This is a genomic window from Huijunlia imazamoxiresistens (assembly GCF_037132455.1).
In the GTDB taxonomy this organism is placed as follows: Bacteria; Bacteroidota; Bacteroidia; order Chitinophagales; family Chitinophagaceae; genus Flavisolibacter; species Flavisolibacter imazamoxiresistens.
In genome coordinates this window covers 80,641-100,807 of record NZ_JBBBEI010000017.1, presented here as the reverse complement: position 1 = coordinate 100,807, position 20,167 = coordinate 80,641, and the positions used below count along the sequence as shown (strand labels likewise).

At 58.6% G+C, this 20,167-nt stretch carries 13 protein-coding genes; 2 read left to right on the top strand and 11 right to left on the bottom strand.

The window, feature by feature from the left end:
* Positions 1-86: 86 nt before the first annotated feature.
* The 7 genes from V9K67_RS19020 to V9K67_RS18990 all read right to left on the bottom strand — a co-directional run bounded on the left by V9K67_RS19020 (position 87) and on the right by V9K67_RS18990 (position 10,454).
* Positions 87-1,154, bottom strand: coding sequence for a Gfo/Idh/MocA family protein (locus V9K67_RS19020; RefSeq protein ID WP_336725195.1), 1,068 nt, complete (start codon positions 1,152-1,154; stop codon positions 87-89).
* 111 nt (positions 1,155-1,265) lie between these two features.
* A complete protein-coding gene (locus V9K67_RS19015; RefSeq protein ID WP_336725193.1) occupies positions 1,266-2,105 on the bottom strand; it encodes an amidohydrolase family protein in 840 nt (279 codons plus the stop codon).
* A 156-nt stretch (positions 2,106-2,261) separates the two neighbouring features.
* Positions 2,262-3,407, bottom strand: coding sequence for a CaiB/BaiF CoA transferase family protein (locus V9K67_RS19010; RefSeq protein ID WP_336725191.1), 1,146 nt, complete (start codon positions 3,405-3,407; stop codon positions 2,262-2,264).
* A 105-nt stretch (positions 3,408-3,512) separates the two neighbouring features.
* Entirely contained in the window at positions 3,513-4,718 is a 1,206-nt protein-coding gene (locus V9K67_RS19005) for a CaiB/BaiF CoA transferase family protein (protein WP_336725189.1), read from the bottom strand.
* Between the two features lie 99 nt (positions 4,719-4,817).
* A complete protein-coding gene (locus tag V9K67_RS19000; protein WP_336725187.1) occupies positions 4,818-5,276 on the bottom strand; it encodes a MaoC family dehydratase in 459 nt (152 codons plus the stop codon).
* 101 nt (positions 5,277-5,377) lie between these two features.
* Complete coding sequence (locus tag V9K67_RS18995) at positions 5,378-6,493, bottom strand: glycoside hydrolase family protein (RefSeq protein ID WP_336725185.1); 1,116 nt, start codon at positions 6,491-6,493, stop codon at positions 5,378-5,380.
* A gap of 496 nt (positions 6,494-6,989) precedes the next feature.
* Positions 6,990-10,454, bottom strand: a complete 3,465-nt coding sequence (locus V9K67_RS18990; RefSeq protein WP_336725183.1) for a glycosyl hydrolase — start codon at positions 10,452-10,454, stop codon at positions 6,990-6,992.
* Positions 10,455-10,577: 123 nt separating this feature from the next.
* Here V9K67_RS18990 and V9K67_RS18985 point away from each other — a divergent pair, with 123 nt between their 5' ends.
* Positions 10,578-11,186, top strand: a complete 609-nt coding sequence (locus V9K67_RS18985; protein ID WP_336725181.1) for a porin family protein — start codon at positions 10,578-10,580, stop codon at positions 11,184-11,186.
* Between the two features lie 47 nt (positions 11,187-11,233).
* On the opposite strand, the gene V9K67_RS18980 is transcribed toward V9K67_RS18985, so the two are convergent.
* Complete coding sequence (locus V9K67_RS18980) at positions 11,234-14,008, bottom strand: family 78 glycoside hydrolase catalytic domain (protein ID WP_336725180.1); 2,775 nt, start codon at positions 14,006-14,008, stop codon at positions 11,234-11,236.
* Between the two features lie 164 nt (positions 14,009-14,172).
* Between V9K67_RS18980 and V9K67_RS18975 the strand changes: the two genes are divergently transcribed.
* Positions 14,173-14,895, top strand: a complete 723-nt coding sequence (locus V9K67_RS18975) for a 3-keto-disaccharide hydrolase (RefSeq protein WP_336725179.1) — start codon at positions 14,173-14,175, stop codon at positions 14,893-14,895.
* 25 nt (positions 14,896-14,920) lie between these two features.
* Here V9K67_RS18975 and V9K67_RS18970 read toward each other — a convergent pair whose 3' ends face one another.
* The 3 genes from V9K67_RS18970 to V9K67_RS18960 all read right to left on the bottom strand — a co-directional run bounded on the left by V9K67_RS18970 (position 14,921) and on the right by V9K67_RS18960 (position 20,136).
* Complete coding sequence (locus V9K67_RS18970; RefSeq protein ID WP_336725178.1) at positions 14,921-15,871, bottom strand: ion channel; 951 nt, start codon at positions 15,869-15,871, stop codon at positions 14,921-14,923.
* A gap of 130 nt (positions 15,872-16,001) precedes the next feature.
* Complete coding sequence (locus V9K67_RS18965) at positions 16,002-17,621, bottom strand: glycoside hydrolase family 28 protein (protein WP_336725177.1); 1,620 nt, start codon at positions 17,619-17,621, stop codon at positions 16,002-16,004.
* 79 nt (positions 17,622-17,700) lie between these two features.
* The gene (locus V9K67_RS18960; protein ID WP_336725176.1) at positions 17,701-20,136 is read right to left on the bottom strand and encodes a glycoside hydrolase family 2 TIM barrel-domain containing protein; all 2,436 of its coding nucleotides are present in this window, start codon (positions 20,134-20,136) and stop codon (positions 17,701-17,703) included.
* Positions 20,137-20,167: the final 31 nt, after the last annotated feature.

The window sequence follows — 20,167 nt, the reverse complement described above, 5'->3', positions numbered from 1 at the left end:
GTTAATTGGGGTATTTGTTAATTGGTTAATTTGGAATGGGGGGCGGCGTTCCTGATTCCCAATTAACCAATTAACAAATACCCCAATTAACCAATTCCTTCCAGCGCAACGCCGCCTTTCTCACTGGAGCGATACGCCGCTTCCACGCAGGCCATGGTGTGGAGGCAATCTTCCACGGAATTGTCGGGCCGGGCGATGGAGCCTTCGGCGGCCCGCATTACCTGGGCCATCGAGCCGATGAAGGCGTGGGGGAACCACGAACCTTCCACGTCCAGCGTTTGCCATTGGGGCTCCTTCCCTTCTTCCAGAAAGACGTATTCAAAAACGTCGGGTACCCCTTGCGGGTAGTTCATCAACAATCCCAGCTTTATTTTAATGGCGCCTTCGGTGCCTTCAAACTTTATGTACGACTGCTGGTTCGTCAGGCCGAATCGGTGGCAGTGGTTGGTAAAAATATTGGCCCGCACCGTATCGCCGTAATCCATGATCATGTTGGTACGCACCGAGGCCAGTTCCTTCATGGCGGGGTGGCTCATGGTTTTGGCGAACATGCCTTTGGGGTTGCCGAGGAACGAGCGCACCAGGTCGATATAATGAATGCTGTGGTACAGGATTTCCACGCGGGGCAGTCCGTACAGGAACTTCCAGATGTGCCAGGGCGTGAACACGTTCAGGTTCAGTTCAATGTCGCAGAGCTCGCCCAGCTTTCCTTCGTTGATCAGGTTGCGGGCGGCGGTGATCATGGGGGCATAGCGCAGCTGGAAGTTCACGCCGGCCACCAGGTTCTTTTCCCTGGCCAGTTTTAATATGGTTGTTGCCTGGTCCATGTTGTCGCCCATGGGCTTTTGCATCAGCACGGCCGCGCCATCGGGCAACTGCGACAGGATGGCGGGAAACGCCACAGCCGGCAGGGCCAGGTCGAACACGGCTTCGGGCGCCGCCGCCTGCAGCAAGGCTTCCAGGCTATCAAAAACGTGGGGAATAGAAAACTTACAGGCGGTGGCGGCTGCCTTTTCACGGTCCAGGTCGAAGATGCCGGCCACGTCAAAGCCGGCCAGCTTATAGGCCGGCAGGTGCGCATCGTTCACGATGCCGCCGGCGCCGATCACGTAAATGGGCCGGGAAGTTCGAGGTAAGGGGATGCCGAATTTCATTTGCTTTAGGTAGTAAAGGCGCGAAGCTAATCGGGAAAGAGGTAAATGAACGTTAAAACATTAAATGAAGAAAAGGGCTCGGAAGCAAAGGGTTCCGAACCCTTACCGGATTTACAAACCGTAAAAGGTTACAGCATTCTTTTGAAGCACTTTTTGCAGCCCTTCCCTGCTCAATAATTTTTGCAGGATGCTTTGATAGGCTTTCCAGATTTGCGTATACCTGCCGGCCAGCAGGGATACCGGCCAGTCGCCGCCGCAAAAGCAGCGGTCTTCACCAAAATGTTCCAGGGCAAAAGCGATGTAGGGTTCCAGGTCGGCGGGCGTCCAGCCGGTGAAATTGCCCGAGGTGGTACCCAGCCCGGATATTTTTGCGTGCAGTTGGGGATGCCTGGCGGCTTCTGCTATCAGCTCCCCCCACTTCCCGAAGCGCTCACCGGAGGCAATGGGCGGTTGGTTCAAATGGTCCAGCACCATCCGCAGGCCCGGAACTTTAGGCATCAGTTGCAGCACCGTTTCCAGGTGCACGGGCAGGATGCCCACCACATCATAAGGAAGGTTATGTGCCGCCACAACCTGCAGGCTTTCCACTACTTTATCCTGCAACAGCCAGCGCGGGTCGGCTTCGTCGTGTATCTGGTGACGCACCCCTTTGAAGTAGGGGTCTTTCCCATACGCTTCCAGGGCTTTCTGCGTGGCTTCGGGATCCTGCAGGGGCAGCCAGCCGACCACGCCGGTGATCCAGGGGGTGCTCCTGGCCGTTTCCAGCATCAGCTCCGTATCCTCGAAATTGCCCGCTGCCTGCACCAGCACCCCCGCTGTAACGCCGGCGGCTATGCGCTCTTCCTCCAATTCTTCAATGGCAAAGGTTCGGTTCAATAGTGAGGTATCGCCTTTCAGCCAGTTGTATTCCGCTTTGTCTAAATCCCAGATGTGTACGTGTGTATCGATCATATGGCAATGTTTACGAGTTTACAAGTTTACGGGTTAGTTCCTGAGTTCCCAGATGGGGCGTTTTCTATTTCTATAAAAAATTACGCTGTTGCAGATTATTCAATCAACAACAGCGTAATTGTAGTAAGGCAGGTGCCTTTAAGAACTCAGGAACTTTCAGACCAGCCCAAACTGCAGCTCCACCTCGCGGTTATGTTCTCCGAGCAGCGGGGCGCCTTTATCGGAGGAAAGGCGTTCGCCGTCGATGCGCAGCGGGCAGCGGGTGGTGGTGATGGTCAGGCCGTTGGAGGTTTTCACTTCCAGTTCCATGTCGAGGGCCTGGTAGGCTTCTTCCTGGCGCAGCATGTCGTAATCGAAAACCTTGGCGCACCAGATGTCGGCGGGCTGCAGGATGGACAGCCAGTGCTCCGTGCTTTGGGTTTGCAGGTGGGCGGCCAGGTGTTCTTTGATTTCGTCGCGCTGGTTGAACCAGTCGGCGCTGTTGGTGTAGGCGGCCAGGGGGGTACAGCCCAACAGGGTGCCCAGCTGGAGGATGTTGCCCATGGCCAGGGCCAGGTAGCCGTTGGCGGTTTTGTAAACGCCGTAGGGGGCGGCCACGTAGGCGTGGGCGTTGTTGACGTTGCTGCGGACGGGCAGTTGCTCGCCATCGTTGTAAAAGCAGGTCAGCACTTCAAACTGGAAGTCCAGCACGCTTTCCAGCATGCTTACCTGCACCAGGGCCCCTTCGCCGGAGATGGCCCGCTGGTAGAGGGCTGCCAGGATGCCCTGGGCCACGTGGGTGCCGGCCAGCACGTCCACCACGGCCGCGCCCATGGGGGTGGGACCGCTTTGTTCGTTGCCGGTATGCCAGGTAAGGCCGGAGAGCGATTGTACCAGCAGGTCCTGGCCCGGGAGGTTTTTCCAGGGGCCTTCGCTGCCGTAGCCGCTGATTTCGGCATACACGATGGAGGGGTTCAGGGCTTTTACGGTGGCGTAGTCCAGACCGAGCCGCTCCATGACGCCGGGGCGGAAGTTGTGCAGCAGCACGTCGGCTTTGGCCAGCAGTGCCTTTACCTTTTCAAGGTCCTGGGGGTTTTTGAGGTCGGCCGCATAGCTTTGCTTGTTGCGGTTGATGGTATGGAAGATCGTGCTTTCACCTTCGATCCATACATCGGATACATATAATTGCCGGCAGATGTCGCCGGTACCGGGTTTTTCTATTTTGATCACCTGCGCGCCCATATCCGCCAGACGAAGGCTGGCCGAGGGTCCCGACAGGAACTGGCTGAAATCAACGACGATAATATCTTCCAACATCTTCATAGCTAGTGGTTCGGCCTCCCCGGCCTCCCCCTTTCACGGGAGGCTTGGGAAGAGGCCTTTTGAATGGTCCTGGTAGAAAGTTTATAAGCAGTTGGCTTTTTTCGGTTAAACGGCTGCGCTTTGGGTAAAGGGGATAGCCGGCCGCAGCCCTTCTTTGGGCAGGGTGGCGGGCCCTTTCAATTCCTTCAGAATTTTTTCCGTGTGCTCGCCGAGGGCGGGTGCCGGGCGGGCGGAAAACAGTTTCTGGCCGTTGAAGCGGATGGGGCAGCGGGTGGTGACCAACTGCTTGCCGTTGGCCGCCTGCAGGGTCTGCTCCATACCGAGGCACTGGTAGCCTTCGTGGGCCTTCATTTGTTGCCAGTTGAGCACGTCCATGGCCCAGAGGTCGTGGGCGCGCAGCTTATCGAGCCAGAATTCCGAGGATTGCTGGGCCACGTGGGCGGCCAGCAGGGATTTGATCTCGTCGCGGCGACTGAAGGCATCGTCCTGGGAAAAGCCTTCCAGGGCGGGGCATTCGATGACCGTTGCCAGCTTTTGCAGGTTCACCATGGCAATGGCGATGTGGCCGTTGGCGGTGGCATACAGGCCGTAGGGGGCACCCAGAAGGGGGTTGCCGTTGCTTACCAGGCTGCGCCGGGGCATCTGGCCGCTGGCGAAGTAGGTGGTCAGCAGCTCGAATTGGAAGTCGAGCAGCGATTCCATGAGGCTGATCTCGATGAGAGCGCCTTTGCCGGTCTTGTGCCGGCGGATGAGGGCGGCCAAAATGCCTTGCACTAATTGGGCCCCGCAGAGGATGTCGCCGATGGCGATGCCGAAGGGCAGGGGGTTGTCGCCGCCGTTGCCGCTGGCGAACACCAGTCCGCTCATGGATTGCAGCAGCAGGTCCTGTCCCGGAAGGTGCTTCCAGGGACCTTTCTTGCCGTAGCCGGTTACTTCGGCATAAATAATTTTCGGGTTAATGGCCTGAACGGAGCCGTAGTCGAAGCCCACCTTTTCCATCACGCCGGGGCGGAAGTTATGGGTGACCACGTCGGCCTGGGCGATCAGTTTGCGCAGCAGGGCGCGGTCTTCTTCTTTTTTCAGGTCGGCGGTAAAGCTTTCCTTGTTGCGGTTGATGGTATGGAACAGGAGCGAGCTGTCGTCCACCCACAGGTTTTTGATGGACAGCTTGCGGCAGGCGTCGCCGCCCTGCGGCCGCTCGATCTTGATGACCCTTGCTCCCAGGTCGGCCAGGCGCAAACCTGCCGAAGGGCCCGATAAATACTGGCTGAACTCGAGTACCGTCAAGCCTTTTAAGGGAAGTGCTTTCATAATAATTGTTCCTCACCTCTGCCCTGTCTCCATTGTGGCGGAGCGTCCGGGTCAATTATTTTTAATCAGTTGGTTAATCGATTTCTTTCAGGTAGCAGGTTAGCCTTCGGCTACCACCTCTTTGCGGCGGGCCAGCAGGATGTGCTCGCAGAGCATCACCAGCTCGCCTTTCTGGTTAAAGGTTTCTACCAGCTCGGTCACCAGGCCGAAGTCCGGTTTTTTATGATCTTTCTTTTCCTTGATGGTCACTTTTACCTTGATGGTATCGCCGATGAACACCGGCCTGGTAAAGCGCAGGCGCTCGTAGCCATAGGTCATGGCCACTTCGTTGATCATGTCGGCGGTCATGCCAACGGCCACGCTGAAGATCAGGGTGCCGTGGGCAATGCGTTTTTTGAACGGCTGGGTGCTGCACCATTCCTCGTCCATGTGGTGGGGAAAAAAGTCGCCCGTCTGGCCGGCATGAAGCACGATATCGGTTTCGGTGATGGTGCGCCCAAGGGTTTCACGAATTGCTCCTTCCTGGTAGTCTTCAAAATATTTTTTAGCAAGTGTCATTTCTCAGTTGGTTATTGTGTGATAAACAAGCGTCTCATGGGATCATTGGATAAACTGTCGTTACCGCGAAGCGAACTCGTAAACCCGTAAACTCGTAAACTTTATTTAGCGGCGGCTACAAAGTTCACGGAACTCTTTCCGAGGTCTTTGGACGTCGCTACCGCAATCCCGCGCTGGTCGGCTGTGTTTACCGCGCAGTAGAAGTGGTAGGTAACGCCGTTATGGTGCACCACGTACGATTTATGGGCGAAGCGGTTGTCGTAGGGTTCGGAGGCCTTGATCAGGTCATCGCCCTTCCAGTCGGTCCAGTTCACCAGGTCGTAGGAGCAGGCAAAGCGGTTGTAGGCGTCCTTGCGTTCGCCCCAGAAGGCGCCGAAGTAGAACATCACCCACAGGTCGCCCATTTTCTGGAACACGGCGTCGCCGGTGATGCCGGTAAAATGGTCCATCACCGGTTCCTTCTGGAAGCGCTTCCAGTGCACCATATCTTCCGATACGGCCATGCCGATGCGCTCGTACCAGCTTTTGCGGTTGGCGTTGCTGTCGCCGTTGGCGTTGTAGTACATGACGAAGGGGTAGCCGGTGGTTTTTTCCTTGTCCCAGATAACGGTAGGCTTGAACAGCTTTTTGTTTTCCCACCAGCGCACGTCCACGTCCTTGCTGGTGAAGATGGGTTGGGGCAGGCGCTTCCATTCGTGGGCGGTGGAAGGCTTTTTGGAGGTGAAGGCCATGCTGATGGCCAGGTCGCCCGCTTCGTAGCCCGATTTGGCGCCGCCGAAGTAGGGCATCCAATATTGTTTCTTGTATTTCTGCAGTTTGTAATTACCGCCCCAGGTAGGTTCCTGGAGGGCGGGGTAGCCGGCCTTCTGGCTGCCGTCCCATTGTGTGGAGTCGGTGAAGGACATCAGGCGGCCCTGGGTTTTCCAGTTCAGCAGGTCGTCGCTGGAAGAGAGCCAGGTTTCGTAGCCGCGGCCGTCGAAGATCACGTAGGTCATGTACCATTTGCCGTCCTGGCGGAAAACGGTCGGGCAGTCCATCTTTTTGGCGTTGTTCTCGGGAGCCACCACCAGTCCGTACTTATAGGGGGTTTTCACCTGCTCGTACACGGCCTGCATGGTGCTATCCGTCACGGTGCGGGCAGTTTTCTGTGCCGATACGGATCCTGCCAGCAGCAGGAGGGATAAAGAAGACGTAAAAAAGTTCCTGATCGTTCTCATGAATGCGATTCTCTGTTCCGGTGCTTCGGTATTTGGTGATGAAATCTGTTGTTAAATTACGGGATGGTACGGGTAAGCGGCGGCCTCTTTCGGCGGGAACGGTTCCAGGGGCTGTATAAAATGAAATCCGGGGGTCGGTAAGGGCCCGGCGATTGCCTCCTTCAGTAAGAAATTCGGGTTCATACGCACAATCGTTTCGTTTTATACGCCTGCAGCCGTTGGCCTGCCGGTCGGTTTTCCCCGCGGGAAAATGCTTTTTTATTACGGAATAAAATTAGAAATGAGGCCGCGGGTGGACAATGTCAGGTTTTACTGACATGATGGAAGATTTTACTATTAAGGGATATCCCGATCCGGTTACCGGCGGGGCGATTGGGGCGGGCGGGATGGATTTAGTACGCATTTCCCGGGCGCTCCAGGAGGCCCGGAAAAGCAAATGCCGGCTCGTGGCCGGCATTTGCTTTATGCGCTCCTTTCAATAAAATAAGGACCGGTTCTATTGCTCCGTCACGATCCGAACCGGGCCGAGCAGTCCTGCTTCCAGCAGGGGCTTGCCTTCGAGTTTGGTGGGGGCGATGGTTTGGGTCAGGCGGTCGGCTTCGGGCAGCTGGGTATCGCGGTTGAGGCGGTTGGCCCAGGTGTTGGTCACCTCGATGCGCAGCTCGTTGGTGCCTTTCCGGAGGGCCTTGGTAATGTCCACTCGGTACGGGGCGGTCCAGGCTACGCCGCACGACTGGCCATTAACATACACCTCGGCCAGGTTGGCCACCTTGCCTACGTCCAGCCATACTTTTTGGCTTTTGCCCCCCTTCCAGCTGAAGGATTGGCTGTAGGCTGCCGTACCCGAATAATAACGGATGGTGGTGTCGGCACTTTCCTTCCAGTCGGTAAGGTTATTGAAAACCACCGGCTGGGCGGGGCCGCCATACTTGGGATCGAAGCGCACCTTCCAGGGGCCTTCCACCGCTAGCACGGTTTGGGGCTCCGCCCAGTTTTTACCCCCTGTGCCTTTATCCGCCGCGGGCCTGGCCAGCACCACGAACATGGATGCTGCCGCTTCCAGGCGCAGGGGCAGCAGGGTGCGGCCCTTTTCGATGCGGAAATCTTTTGCATCGCGGATGGTGCCGGTCACGGGATCCCAGAGCTCCGGCTGGCGGCCGGCTACCCTTAACGACAGCTCCAGGGTGCGGGCCGAATCGCGCTGGTTGGAGATAAAATAGATATCGAAGTCCGGCGCGGTCCGGTGGACGTAGGCCACCTGGGGGGCATAGCCGCCCGCCGCGTCGGTAACGATCAGGTCGCGTTCCAGTCCCAACGGGGCAAAGGATTCAGCGCCGTAAGGAGCTTTCACCACTCTCCCTTTGCCCATCTTCCATTGCGAGAACGAGCCGCCGGGGGATTTGGTGATCTGGATGGTGGCGGCATCCCAGAGGCTGCCGCCCAGGCTCTGCACCTGCTGGTCGGCAGCGGCGCCGTTCCACAGTCCCGGCGCCCCCTCGGGCCGTTCGTTCACCAGTACGGTGGCGCCCGAGTCTACCAGCTGTTTCAGCCGGGTCATGATCTCCGGGGACAGCAGGTTGCCGTTGGGCGTCATCTTGTGCACGCCGGGCAGTACCAGCATGCCGTAGCTGGCGCCGCCGGCCAGTTCGATGCGGCCGTCCTTCACCTTGGAAAGGTTGAGCAGCGCATCGGGGTTATACGAGTCGTAGGCATAGCCGCGGAGCGGGTTCACCCAGTCTTCGGGATCGGCCATGTTGGCCGAATGCTGCACTTCTTCGGGAATGCGGCGCAGGGGCTCGCCCTTGTTGGCCCAGCGCTCCTGCTCCTTTTTCACCACGTCAGCGCCGAACAGGCCCGGCAGGGTTTCCACCAGGCGGTCCGGCAGCACGGAGCGGCGGGGGAAGTCGTCGCCGGTAAACACGGCAATGTCGGCCACGGGCCGCCCCTGCTGCAGCAGCGACTGGCAGCGGCGGGCATATTCCACCCAGGCGCGGCCCGGCTTCCACCAGGTCTGGTCGCGCTGGAAGTATAGGCCGATGCGGTTGAGGGTCATGCCCGGCTTGCGGTCCATCCAGGGGTTGTGGGCAAACACGTGGTACACAAAGCGGTTGATGCCCAGGGCGTAGTTGCGGTCGCCCAGGGTCTTGATCAGGCCGGGATGCTCGTCCCAGGCCATGCGCAGCTCGGTAAAGCCTTCGGCCTGCACCACGTTCTTACCGTAAATGTGGGCGGCGGAGATGGCGTCGAGCATGTCGTTGGGCTTGTCGTGGGTGGGCGAGCGCAGCCAGAATTCGCCCATGGGCACGTCCACCGTTTTATAGTGGAGCAGGCCGTCGGAGGTCATGGTCGGCGCGATGCTCTCGGCGGTGAAGGTCAGCCCGTTCTGGCGGGCCAGGGGGGCCAGGGTGCCGTAAAACCGGTCTACCACCAGCTCGGAGATGGTGCGGCGCACGTCGTAAAGGAAGCGTTCGGAGCTGTCGGCGCTGTTGACGGGTATACCTGCCATGATGGGCAGGTAGGGCAGCGGATCGTAGCCGCGGCGTTTTTGGAATTCCTCGCGGAAGACGGGCGACCAGTTCTGGCTGCCGCACTCCCAGCTGTCGATGTGGAAGGTGTTCAGCACCTTGCCCATGATGCCTGCGGGTGCCTTTTTGATGATCTCGCCGAACCAGCCGTCGAATTGCTTGCGGATGGCCACGGGGTTGAACTTGTCGCACTCCAGCCCTTTGGCGGCGCCGCCGGTGGCGTTGGTATGGCCCGTGGAGGTATGGCCCACCCGCAGGATGGTCCACTCCCCTGCCGGGGCGTTCCAGTTCAGGCGGCCGTTGGCATCGAGGTATGGGGTGATGTTGACGATTTTGTCTTTGGGAACGCAGAGGGCATCAGGCAGCTGCTCTTGCGTGGTGCGGGGGCTGATGCGCCAGACCGCGCCGGTCTTGCCTTCGTACTGGTGGATCCGCGGGTCGGAAGAAAGTTCGATGCCGCTGACCTTGAGCACCGGTTTCCACTTGGCCGCATCCAGGTCCTCGGCGCCGGGCTCGGAGCCCACCTTGTCGTAGGCGAAGCGGAAATATTTGGCCGTCGTGGGTTCGATCACATGGGTCACGTCGGCATCGGTATCCTGCCAGCCGTGGCGGGGCGGCACCAGGCGGGTGAGGGTGCGGAAACTGGTGCCGTCGTCGCTCACTTCCACCAGCAGGCGGTGGGCCTGGTAGTTGTTGCCCGAGGTGCGGATGGTGAGGGTGCGGCAGGTAAAGGGTTTTTCGAAGGCGTACTGGATCCAGCAGGGGTCTTCGGAGGCAAAGTTCTTTTTATTGGCGGGGTCCACCAGCGCCTGGGCCTCGGTACCGCCCTTGCTGGAGGTGACCTTCGGCACGACGGTGCGGGTAGAGACGCCCCCGCCGGCGGGGGTCGGAAAGGCAAAGACGGCGATGTCGCGGTAATAATTTTCGATGGTTTCGGGCCGGGCCAGGGTATCGTTGAAGGTGCGGCCGCCGGTGATTTTCTTTTCGCTCCACACCAGCTTCTGCATCGACAGCTCGGGGGTGATCCAGGGGCCGCCGGCCAGGGCGAAGCCGTCGCTGACGTGCATGGCGATCTTCAGGCCGAGGCGGTCGGCTTCCTTCCAGGCGTGGCGCACCAGGTCCCACCAGAGGGGGCTCATCTGTTCGGCCACGGGGGTAAAGAGCGGCGGGTTCTGCACACCCTGGATGGGCATGAGGTAGGCGCCGCCGATGCCGGCCTGCTTCATGGCTTCGAGGTCGGCGGTGATGCCGGCCTTGGAAACGGAAGCCTGCATCCAGTACCAGAACACCCAGGATTTGGCCGATTCCGGCGGGGTTTGAAAGCTTTTGAGGAGCTGCTCGTAGCCGGCAGGCCGGGCAGCCGGGCCTTTTTGCGCCCCTGCGGACACCGATGCGGCAAGCAATGCGGTGAGAAAATAGGCGTTACGTTTTGTCATGTCACTGCAACTTAGGGAATGTCGGGCTTAAAGGTGCAGGATGTTGCGGGAAGGGGCAAAAAACGGGCACAGCTTTTTGTAGCTTATCTTGCCGTTCTCCCACGTACTGCACAAATAAACCGTATGAAAAGAATCTTTTTTTTTATTTTCTGTCTGGGCCTGTCCGGCCTTTGTTCCGCCCAGGCCCGCTGGGGCCTGAAGGGCGGCCTGAACCTCGCCAATACCCATTTTGCCCCGGCCACTGATTTCAAAGCCCGGCTGGGCTTTCATGCCGGCGGCCTGGTCCGGATCGTCCTGGGCGAGCGGCTGTTCCTGCGCTCCGAGCTGCTTTATTCCCAGAAAGGCTACCGGGCGCCGGCCACCCTGTACAGCAATGAGGGAACGGTTTCCTTTCATTACCTCAATTTCCCCTTCCTCGCGGAGCTCCAGGTCAATGATAAGCTCAGCTTTTTGTTGGGCCCCGAATTCGGCTATATGGTCAAAGCCACCACCAAGTCCAATGACTACCGCGAAAATGTTTCGCTCAGCTTCCGCGAGTTCGACAAGGGCCTCGACCTGGGCGCTACCTATCAACTGAATGAACGGCTCGGCGCCGAAGCCCGGTACAACTACGGCTTCAAGGGCCTGGTCCGCGGGGTTTACGTGGACCAGAACGGCAACCCGGGCGGCAACTACCGGGGCGGTGCCAACCGGGTGCTGCAATTGGGGCTTTATTATTTTCTGACGAAATAGCCTCACCCCCGGCCCCTCTCCAGATGGAGAGGGGCCGGGGGTGAGGTTTAATTCACCGAAAAATTATACGTCCCCGATCCTACCCGTACCATTGCTTTCCCATCCTTGTATCCCAGGAGCTTTGCCTCCTTCACCTGCGCCAGCGGTTGGCCGCCTTCGGTGATGGGCCGGCCTTCGGCGGCAGGGAGCAGCACGGTGGCCGTGCTGTTGGCCGGGACTTCTACTTTTAACGAAAACGTGTTGCCGGATTTTTTCCAGTCGGTGGTTACCAGGCCGTAGGGCGAGCGGTGGCTGCCCTTCACCCAGGTGATGTCGCCTACCACTTCGGGGGCAATCAGCAGGTCCTGGTAGGCTACCGAGCTGTCCGACTGGTTGATGCCGGCCAGGCCTTTGTACAGCCATTCCATCAGGTGGCCCAGCATCAGGTGGTTGTTCGACACTTCTTTTAATGCCGGCCAGGATTCGGTCAGGGCGGTGGCGCCCTTTTTCAGCTGGAAGCCGTAGCCCGGCACGTCGTCGCGGTAGTTCATGTCGTAGAGCAGTTGCGAGGCGCCGCCTTCGTGGAGGGCCTGCACCAGGAAGTGGAAGCCGATGTCGCCGGCAGTAAGCTTCTTGCCCTGCAGGTTGATGGAATCCACCAGGTTCTTCAGCACGCGGGCCTTGTCCTTTTCCTGCACCAGTCCCACGCAAAGCGGCATGGACATGGCCGTCTGGCTGCCGGTGGAGAAGACGCCCGTGGCTTCATTGAAAAAGTTCTTATAAAAGACCTGCTGCACTTCGGCGGCCTGCACGCCCAGGCGGTAGGCTTCGTCGGTATCGCCGATGAGGGTGGCCATCTGGGCCAGCAGCTTCAGGTCGTAATAATAAATGGAGGTGGCGGTCAGCGATTTGGGCGTCAGCTGGGCCACGCCGGGACGCTGGGGTCCGTAGTCGAACCAGTCGCCGAGGCCGTAGTCCAGGAGGTGGCCGTTGGATTTGCTTTTGAGGTAGGCCACGTATTTCTGCATCATGGGGAAGGCTTCGCGGACGATCTCCTTGTCGCCGTACCACTGGTACAGCAGCCAGGGCAGGATCACCGAGGCGCTGCCCCATTCGGGAGAGTCGCGGAAGCCAAAACCCTTGTCGTCGAAGAACACGAATTCGGGGGCGATGTCGGGCACCATGCCTTCGACGGTCTGGGCGTCCATCATGTCGTGGACGGTCTTGCGGTAGAGCAGGTAGATGTCGTTGTTACTGCGGATGGAGGCACCCATCAGGTAGTCCTGTTCCAGCCAGCCCAGCTTTTCGCGGTGGGGGCAGTCGGTGGCCACGCTTTGCAGGTTGCTTTTAATGGCCCATTTGATCAGGGTGTTGATGCGGTTGAACAGGTCGTTGGAGCAGGCAAAGGTGCCGGCCTCGGGCGACGAGTTGCCGGTATGCAGCAGGTGCAGCGCTTTTACTTTGGGCGCGTTGGCGGTGGCTGCCGTATCGGGCACGCCGCCTTCCACCTGCACATAACGGAAACCATAGTACGTAAACCGGGGGCGCCAGGTTTCCTCGCCCTCGCCTTTCAGCGTATAGGAGTAATAGTGCGGCTTGCCGGTGGCGTTCTGGTTTACCAGCCCGTCGTCGTGGATCAGTTCTGCGGGGGACATTTTTACCGTCTGGCCCTTTTTGCCCTTTACCTTTATTTCCACGATGCCCGAGGCGTTCTGCCCGAAGTCGTAAACATAGATGCCGGGCGACGGCTGGGTGATGGCTATTGCTTTGATGACCTCGTTCACTTTTACCGGGTAATCCCGTTCCGACTGCAAAAATCCTTTGGGAGCCCGTACCCGCTGGACGGCTTTCCAGGAAACGTCGTTGAAGCCGGGCTTGTCCCAGCCCTGTTGCTCCAGGCCGGCATCGTAGTCCTCACCCCCGAACATGGAGGTAAAGGTGATGGGCGATGGGGCTGTTTTCCAGGAGCCGTCGGTGGTAATGGTGGCGGTGGTGCCGTCGGTATAGCGGACGAGCAGCTTACAAATAAGCTTGGGCAGGCCGTAGGCGATGGCCACCTTGATGTAGCGTTCGCGGTTGATGTTGTAAAAGCCGTTGCCCACGATGGCGCCGATAGCGTTGGGACCCCGTTGCAACAGGCCGGTGACGTCGTAGGTGTTGTACAGCACCCGCTTTTCGTAATGCGTCCAGCCGGGGGCCAGGGAGGCGTCGCCTACTTTTTTACCGTTGAGCGACAACTCGTAGTGGCCGAGGCCGCTAACGAAGGCCAGGGCGCTGGCCACCTTTTTGGGGACGGTAAAGGATTTGCGGAAGAGGGGCACCACGGTGCGCTGCTTCAGGCGGTCGGGACCGAGCTTTCGTTTGGTATCGGGTGCATGTACGCCGGGGAACACCAGGGAGTCGGCGGGAAGGTCCTCGTAGCCGATCCACTGGGCATTACTCCAGTCGGAGGGATCGAACAGGCCGGTGGTGAAGGTGGCCACGGGGCTCCAGGCCGAGGGGCGGCCGTTCTGGTCCCACACCTGCACGCGCCAATAGTATTTTTGGGCCGATTTGAGGGCCTTGCCGTTGTATTTGACGTTGCGGGAGGCGGAGGAGGTGGTACGGCCGCTGTTCCAGACGGGGACGGTGCCCTTGGCGTCGGTGGAGACGATCACCTGGTAGGCCGACTGCCGGTAGCCGCGCTGTTGCGTGTGGATCTCCCAACTCAGGGAAGGCTGGGCGGCGTCCACGCCCAGGGGCGCCAGTTGGTTGTCGCATTTGAGCTGTACAAGGGTAGCGTTCTGCGCCAAAGCAATCAGGGAAAGGAAAAACAGGGAAAGGGTAAAGCCAGTCTTTTTCATATCGACAAGAATAAGCGGTCTACGTTCGTTGAAACTCCAAATATCCGGGGATTAGCGGAATGCAAAAATGGATGATTTATTAAAACTGATGGAAGAAATGGTTATTTTTCCCTTTAGCCCGAACAGGCTTTCTCCCTACTTTTGGCGTCCTCAACTAAACGATTATGCGCCTGAACTGCACTTCCGCCCTTTTTCTATTGTGTTCCCTGTGGCTCCTTCCCTCCTGCTCGTCGTCCCGGAAGGCGGCCGGCCCTTCCGAAAAAGGTTTTTTGGCTTTATTCGACGGCAAAACGCTGAACGGCTGGGAGTTTGACAGCACCTACTGGCGCATGGAGAACGGCGTGCTGGTGGGGGAAATCACCCCGCAAACCATTGTCAAACGCAACACCTTCATCATCTGGAAAGGCGGGCAGCCTGCGGACTTCGAGCTGAAAACCTCTTTCCGGGTTTCCGCCCTGGGTAACAGCGGCATCAATTACCGCAGCGTGGAACTGGACACCCTCCCCTACGCCCTGAAAGGCTACCAGGCCGACCTCGACGGCCGCAACCGCTACAACGGCCAGAACTACGAAGAGCGGGGCCGCCAGTTCCTCGCCCGCCGCGGCGAGCAGGTAATCATTGACAACAGCGGCAAGCCGGTAGTGACCGGTTCCCTGGGCGACTCCGCCACTCTGGCCAACGTATTCAAAAAGGAAGACTGGAACGACTACCACCTGGTGGTAAAAGGAAACCATATGCAGCACTACCTCAATGGTGTACTGATGTCCGAGGTGACTGATAATGACGCCCTTAACCGCAAAATGAGCGGGCGTATCGGCGTGCAGGTGCATGTGGGTCCTCCGATGAAGATCGAATACAGGGATATGCGGCTGAAGGAAGGGCGTTGACCGCTCCCCGGTTTAGGGCCCATGCCTAGGTTTTCTGGTATTCATTCAGCTTGTTCAATTCCAGTATGGTGGTGGAATCATCGGCCGATTCATGATACATGGGTGCAAACCGGGCATCCATGATGATCTCCTGCGCCGTATAAGAAGTGCCCTTCATGACGGTACTGGAAAAGACCGGGTCAAAGCCCGACACCTGGACCATCACTTCCATGTCGGCCTGCAGCATGTCCTCCAGGGTGTAATCCAGCAGGGGGCTTTCCACGTCGATCGGATGCACGACGGTCCAGTTCATGTTGAACATTTCGATGCGGGAGCGTTCCAGCTTCAGGGTGTAGTACTTGTATTCCTGCTGCTCGCCTTCCCCCACCAATAATGAAAGGTTGACCACCGTGCGCACATCGGTCAGAAAGTGCCTGCTTTTATAAGGCACCATCCGGAACATCAGCGCCTTCCCTTCGAGGTAAGGACTGACCAGGGCATTGTGGCTGAAGGCAATGAAGGCCTTCGGGCGCACGAAGCGGCCGTACAGCAAACCCGTGACCAGGGCAAAGAACAGCCAGCCCAAGAAGGCTTCCAGGGACGCCAGCAGGTCCGCTCCCCCCTTGACCGGGTTAATGCGGCCGTATCCTACCGTTGTGAAGGTCTCGGTGCTGAAGAAGAAAATCTCCCGGGCCCGTCCCCAAAAGGTAGTGGACTGCAAACCTTGCAGCTGGTCGGGCCCGATGGCAAGGTACAGGCTGGTAAATAAGAGGTTCACCAGGAAATAGAACAGCAGCATCAGTCCCAAAAAGCGGGTCCAGCTCAGGTCGAGCAGGTAGGGATACGGACTTACCCGGGTAAAAAAGGGCCATCCCCGTTTGTGCAGGTTGAAGGTGCCGTCCTTATTGATAAACCGGCCGCCTACCTGTGCCGGCTTCACGCCCAGGCCTGTATCGGGGTTGCTTTTCGAAATGGGGTTGACTTTTAAGGAAGACATAGCAGTTTCTTAAGAAGCGCAAAGGTGCGGTGTTTGAACAATTTCCGGAAAGGGCCGCTATTCCGGGCATAAAAAAACCACAGAAACTTTAGCTCCTGTGGTTTTTTAAGGTATTTAATGCCGGGTCGCCTTACTTTTTCCAGGCCGTGCCCTGCCAGTCGCGGGGCTTTTCGGGGCTGCAGTTGACGAAGCGGATGTTGTCCGACAGGTCGCCGGTGACTTTGGTGATCACCTCGCTTCCGGGAACCTTGAACCGTACTTTATCAAATAAAATGTTGCGGCTGTCCAGCACCGTGATGACGGAATCGGGCGCCTGGATGGTGGCATTGCGGAGCACCATATCGCGGGTATCCCGGGCATTGACCATGGTTTTACATTTTACATCGGCGTTCTCGACAACAAAATTGGTCAACGGCGACTCGGGAATGCTGTGGATGTCTACGAACACATCCGCCTTTTCCACGATAATGTCTTTGGCCACGATGTTGCGGAAGGCCGGCGTCAGGCGGTTGATGGGAAGGGCCGGCAGGCGGTTGGCCAGATCGCCCACGTACATGCGGCTGCCCAGCATATCGAATTTGAATGCGTCATCGCGCAGGTTCATGCGGATGCGCTCGTAAATGAGGTTTTCGCCTCCGCCGGCGCGGTTGCGGCGGGTTTTGAAGCGGATGCCTACACCGGTATCGTCGAACACGCAGTCGTGCACGTACAGGTTACGGATCATACCGGCCGTTTCACTACCCACGGTGATGCCGCCGTGGCCTTCGCGGGCCAGGCAGAAGCGTACCACGATGTTCTCGGAAGGCTTGTTCACCCGCAATCCGTCCTCGTTGCGGCCGGCCTTCATGGTAAAGCAGTCGTCGCCGCAGCTGAGGGTGCAATATTCTATAAGAACGTTTCTGGATGATTCGATGTCGATACCGTCGCCGCGGGGTACGCCTACGGAATGTACCGTTACGCCCCGGATGATGACACCGTCGCAATAAACCGGAACAATGTTCCAGAAGGGAGTGTTGTTCAGGGTGATGCCTTCGATGTAGACATTTTTGCAGTTGATAGGGGAAACGAACATCGGCAGGAAAATGAATTCGCCGTTGTAGCCTTCATACACCCGCTGGGCCACGGGTTTGTCGGCGGGGATCACCTTCTCGATCACGTCCACGTTCATCACCTGTTTTTTCACGGAACCTTCTTTGGGGCCTACCAGCTTGCCCTTGCCGGTCAGGGCGATGTTCTCCTGGCCGTTGGCATAGATGCAGGCGCCCAGCGACATGACTTCCACGCCTTCATTGCGGGTAAAAACGGCCGGACGGTAGTCCGCCACTTCGCCGCTGAAGTGCAGCTCCGCGCCTTCTTCCAGGTGCAGGTTCACGTTGCTTTTGAGGCTGATGCGGCCGGTCTTCCAGAGGCCTTTGGGCACAATAACCGTTCCGCCGCCGCGGCTGTTGACCTCGTCGATAGCCGCCTGGATCTCTTTGGTAGTAATCACCGTTCCGCCCTCCTTCGCTCCTTTTTCCCGGATATTCAGGGTCAGCGCCGGGAAGGTCGGCTTTTTAAACTGCGGCATGGCAAAGGGCGCCTTTACCGGGGCAATGTCGGCGGGCAACATCGTTGCCCCCACCTGCGCCAGGGTGGGTACGACAGCCAGGGATGCGGCTACCGGTGCTTCTTTCGTCGAGGTCTTTTTAGCTTTAAATACGCCACAACTAAAAAGTAAAATGGCGGGCAACAGGAAAAGCGATCGTTTCATTTCAATAAGGTGATTTTTATATAGAAAAACGCAAAGCCCAAAACAGGATGAAGAGTTTCTGTTTTGGGCTTCGTGAAACTTATTTTGCAGCTATTGCCAGGCTGGCATCCTTCAGTCCTTCGGCCTTAGCTTTCAGCACAATGGGTCCGGCATTCGGCTTCGATTGCACGATCACCAGGGCGCGGCCCTGCCAGGCCTTGCGCTGCGGCAGTTGGAAGCTTTCGGTGCTGCGGGGGTTGGCATTGCCCACACCTACGATGGTGCCGCCCTCCACTTCAAACTGCACGAGGTTTTCGGCGGTCGGGTGGCGTACGCCCTTGTCGTCCACCAGTTCCACGGTAACGTAGCTGAGGTCCTGGCCGTCGGCCTTGATCGTGCTGCGGTCGGCGGTCAGCTTCAGGGCAGCGGGGGCGCCGGCGGTTTTCAATTCCGCTACATTCACCTGCTTTTTACCGTTATAGCCCACGGCTTTCAGCTGCCCTTCCCTAAAGGGCACCTGCCATTCGGCGATGTATTCGTTGGAGCGGTTGGTGGCTTTTTTGCCCAGCGACTTGCCGTTGAGGAACAGTTCCACCTGCTCGCAGGAGGAATACACCACTACCGGTACGGCCGGCAGCACATTGAATGCAGTGGCGGCGGCGCTGCCCGAAGCCGTTCCCTGCCCGGCCAGCGGCTTCCAGTTCCAGCTGCTTACCAGGTCGGGGAATTCCCATTCGCTCCACGGTTCCTTGAAGGAAAGGGTGTCGAAGGAAGGTTTCAGGGGCTTTACAAACAGGGAAAGCTGGTTCGGCTTCCAGATGGCATCGCGGTAGAACGACTGGGGCCGCTTCCAGCCGCAGATGTCGATGTCGCCGCAATACGCCAGGTTCCAGGGGAAGAAATACTGGCGCTGGGGATAGCCCAGCCAGCCGATAGAGGCCTCGCCGATATAGTCGAAGGCGGTCCAAACGAAGTCGCCGATCACCCAGGAATTTTCTTCCACGCCCTTCCAGTATTCCAGGGCTTTTTTGGGAAACGATTCCGAGCCGTACACGACCCGGTTGGGCACGCGCTCGTGGTCCACCTTGTACATCTGGGGCGCGTAGTTGTAGCCGCCCACGTCGAGGGTGGCAAAGAAGGGATCTTTATCGGGACCCACGCCGTTCACCCCGCAGGTAACGGGACGGGTGGGGTCGAGCTTATGTACATAGTCGGTCAGCATTTTGGAGACGGCCACCACCTCGGGCTTGTCGCGGTTGGGGATCTCGTTGCCGGTGCTCCACATGATCACCGAAGGGTGATTGCGGTCGCGGAAGATCATGCTCTCCACGTCGCGCTGCCACCAATCCTCGAAGTACAGGTGGTAGTCCTGGGGGTTTTTGGCGCCTTTCCAGCTGTCGAAGGCTTCGTCGATCACCAGCATGCCCAGGCGGTCGCAGGCGTCGAGGAAGGCCGGTGAAGGCGGGTTGTGCGAGCTGCGGATGGCGTTGTAGCCGGCGGCCTTCAGCAGCTCCACGCGGCGCTCCTCGGCGCGGTCGTAGGCCTTGGCGCCCAGCGGGCCGTTGTCGTGGTGCACGCAGCCGCCTTTGAGCTTGACGGTTTTGCCGTTGAGGCGGAAGCCGTTGGTGGCGTCAAAAGAAATCGAGCGGATGCCAAAGGGCGTTTCCAGGCGGTCGGCTGGTTGGCCCGCTACCAGCACTTCCGACACCGCCGTGTACAGCACGGGCGTTTCGGGCGACCAGAGCTGCGGGGCTTTCACCTGCAGGTCCTGGCTGAATTCGTAGGTGGCGCCGCTGTCGAGGGTTTGCTTTGACTCGAAGCGGGCGGCCTCGATGCCCTTGTTATTGAGCAGGCGGGTGACCAGGGTCACGGGTACTTTGCCGCCTTTGGTATTGGTGACTTTGGTGCGGGCGGTTACCCTGGCCGCGGCCGCCGTTACGTCGGGGGTGGTGATGGAGGTACCCCAGGGCGCTACGTGCACGGGTTCGGCGCTGGCCAGCCATACGTGGCGGTAGATGCCCGAGCCGGAGTACCAGCGGCTGTTCTCGCCCTCGTTGCGGATCCGTACCGATACCACGTTCTTCTCGTTCCATTTCAGGCGGTCGGTGATGTCGAACCAGAAGGAAGTGTAGCCATAAGGATGGGAGCCCAGCTTTTTGCCGTTCAGGTATACATCGGCATTCATATAGATACCGTCGAACTGCAGGAAGAGGCGCTTGCCTTTCTGGGCAGCGGGAACGGTAAAGGTCTTGCGGTACCAGCCGGTGCCGCCTACGGTAAAGCCGCCGTTGACCTGGCTGATGGCGCCGATGGAAAAGGGCGAAGCCGTGCCGGGGATGTCTTCGATGCTCCAGTCGTGGGGCAGGTTCACCTGGCGCCAGCTGCTGTCGGGAAAAGCGATGTGCTCGGCTCCCGTGGCGCCGCCGCGGAAGAAGCGCCAGTCGTTATCGAACAGGGTGTACCGGCTGGCGGTGGTCTGCGCATGGATAAGGGTGGAAAACAACAGGGAAGTAAACAGTGAAAATTTTGCTTTCATATGACTAAGAGATAAGGAGGAAAAAGAGAGA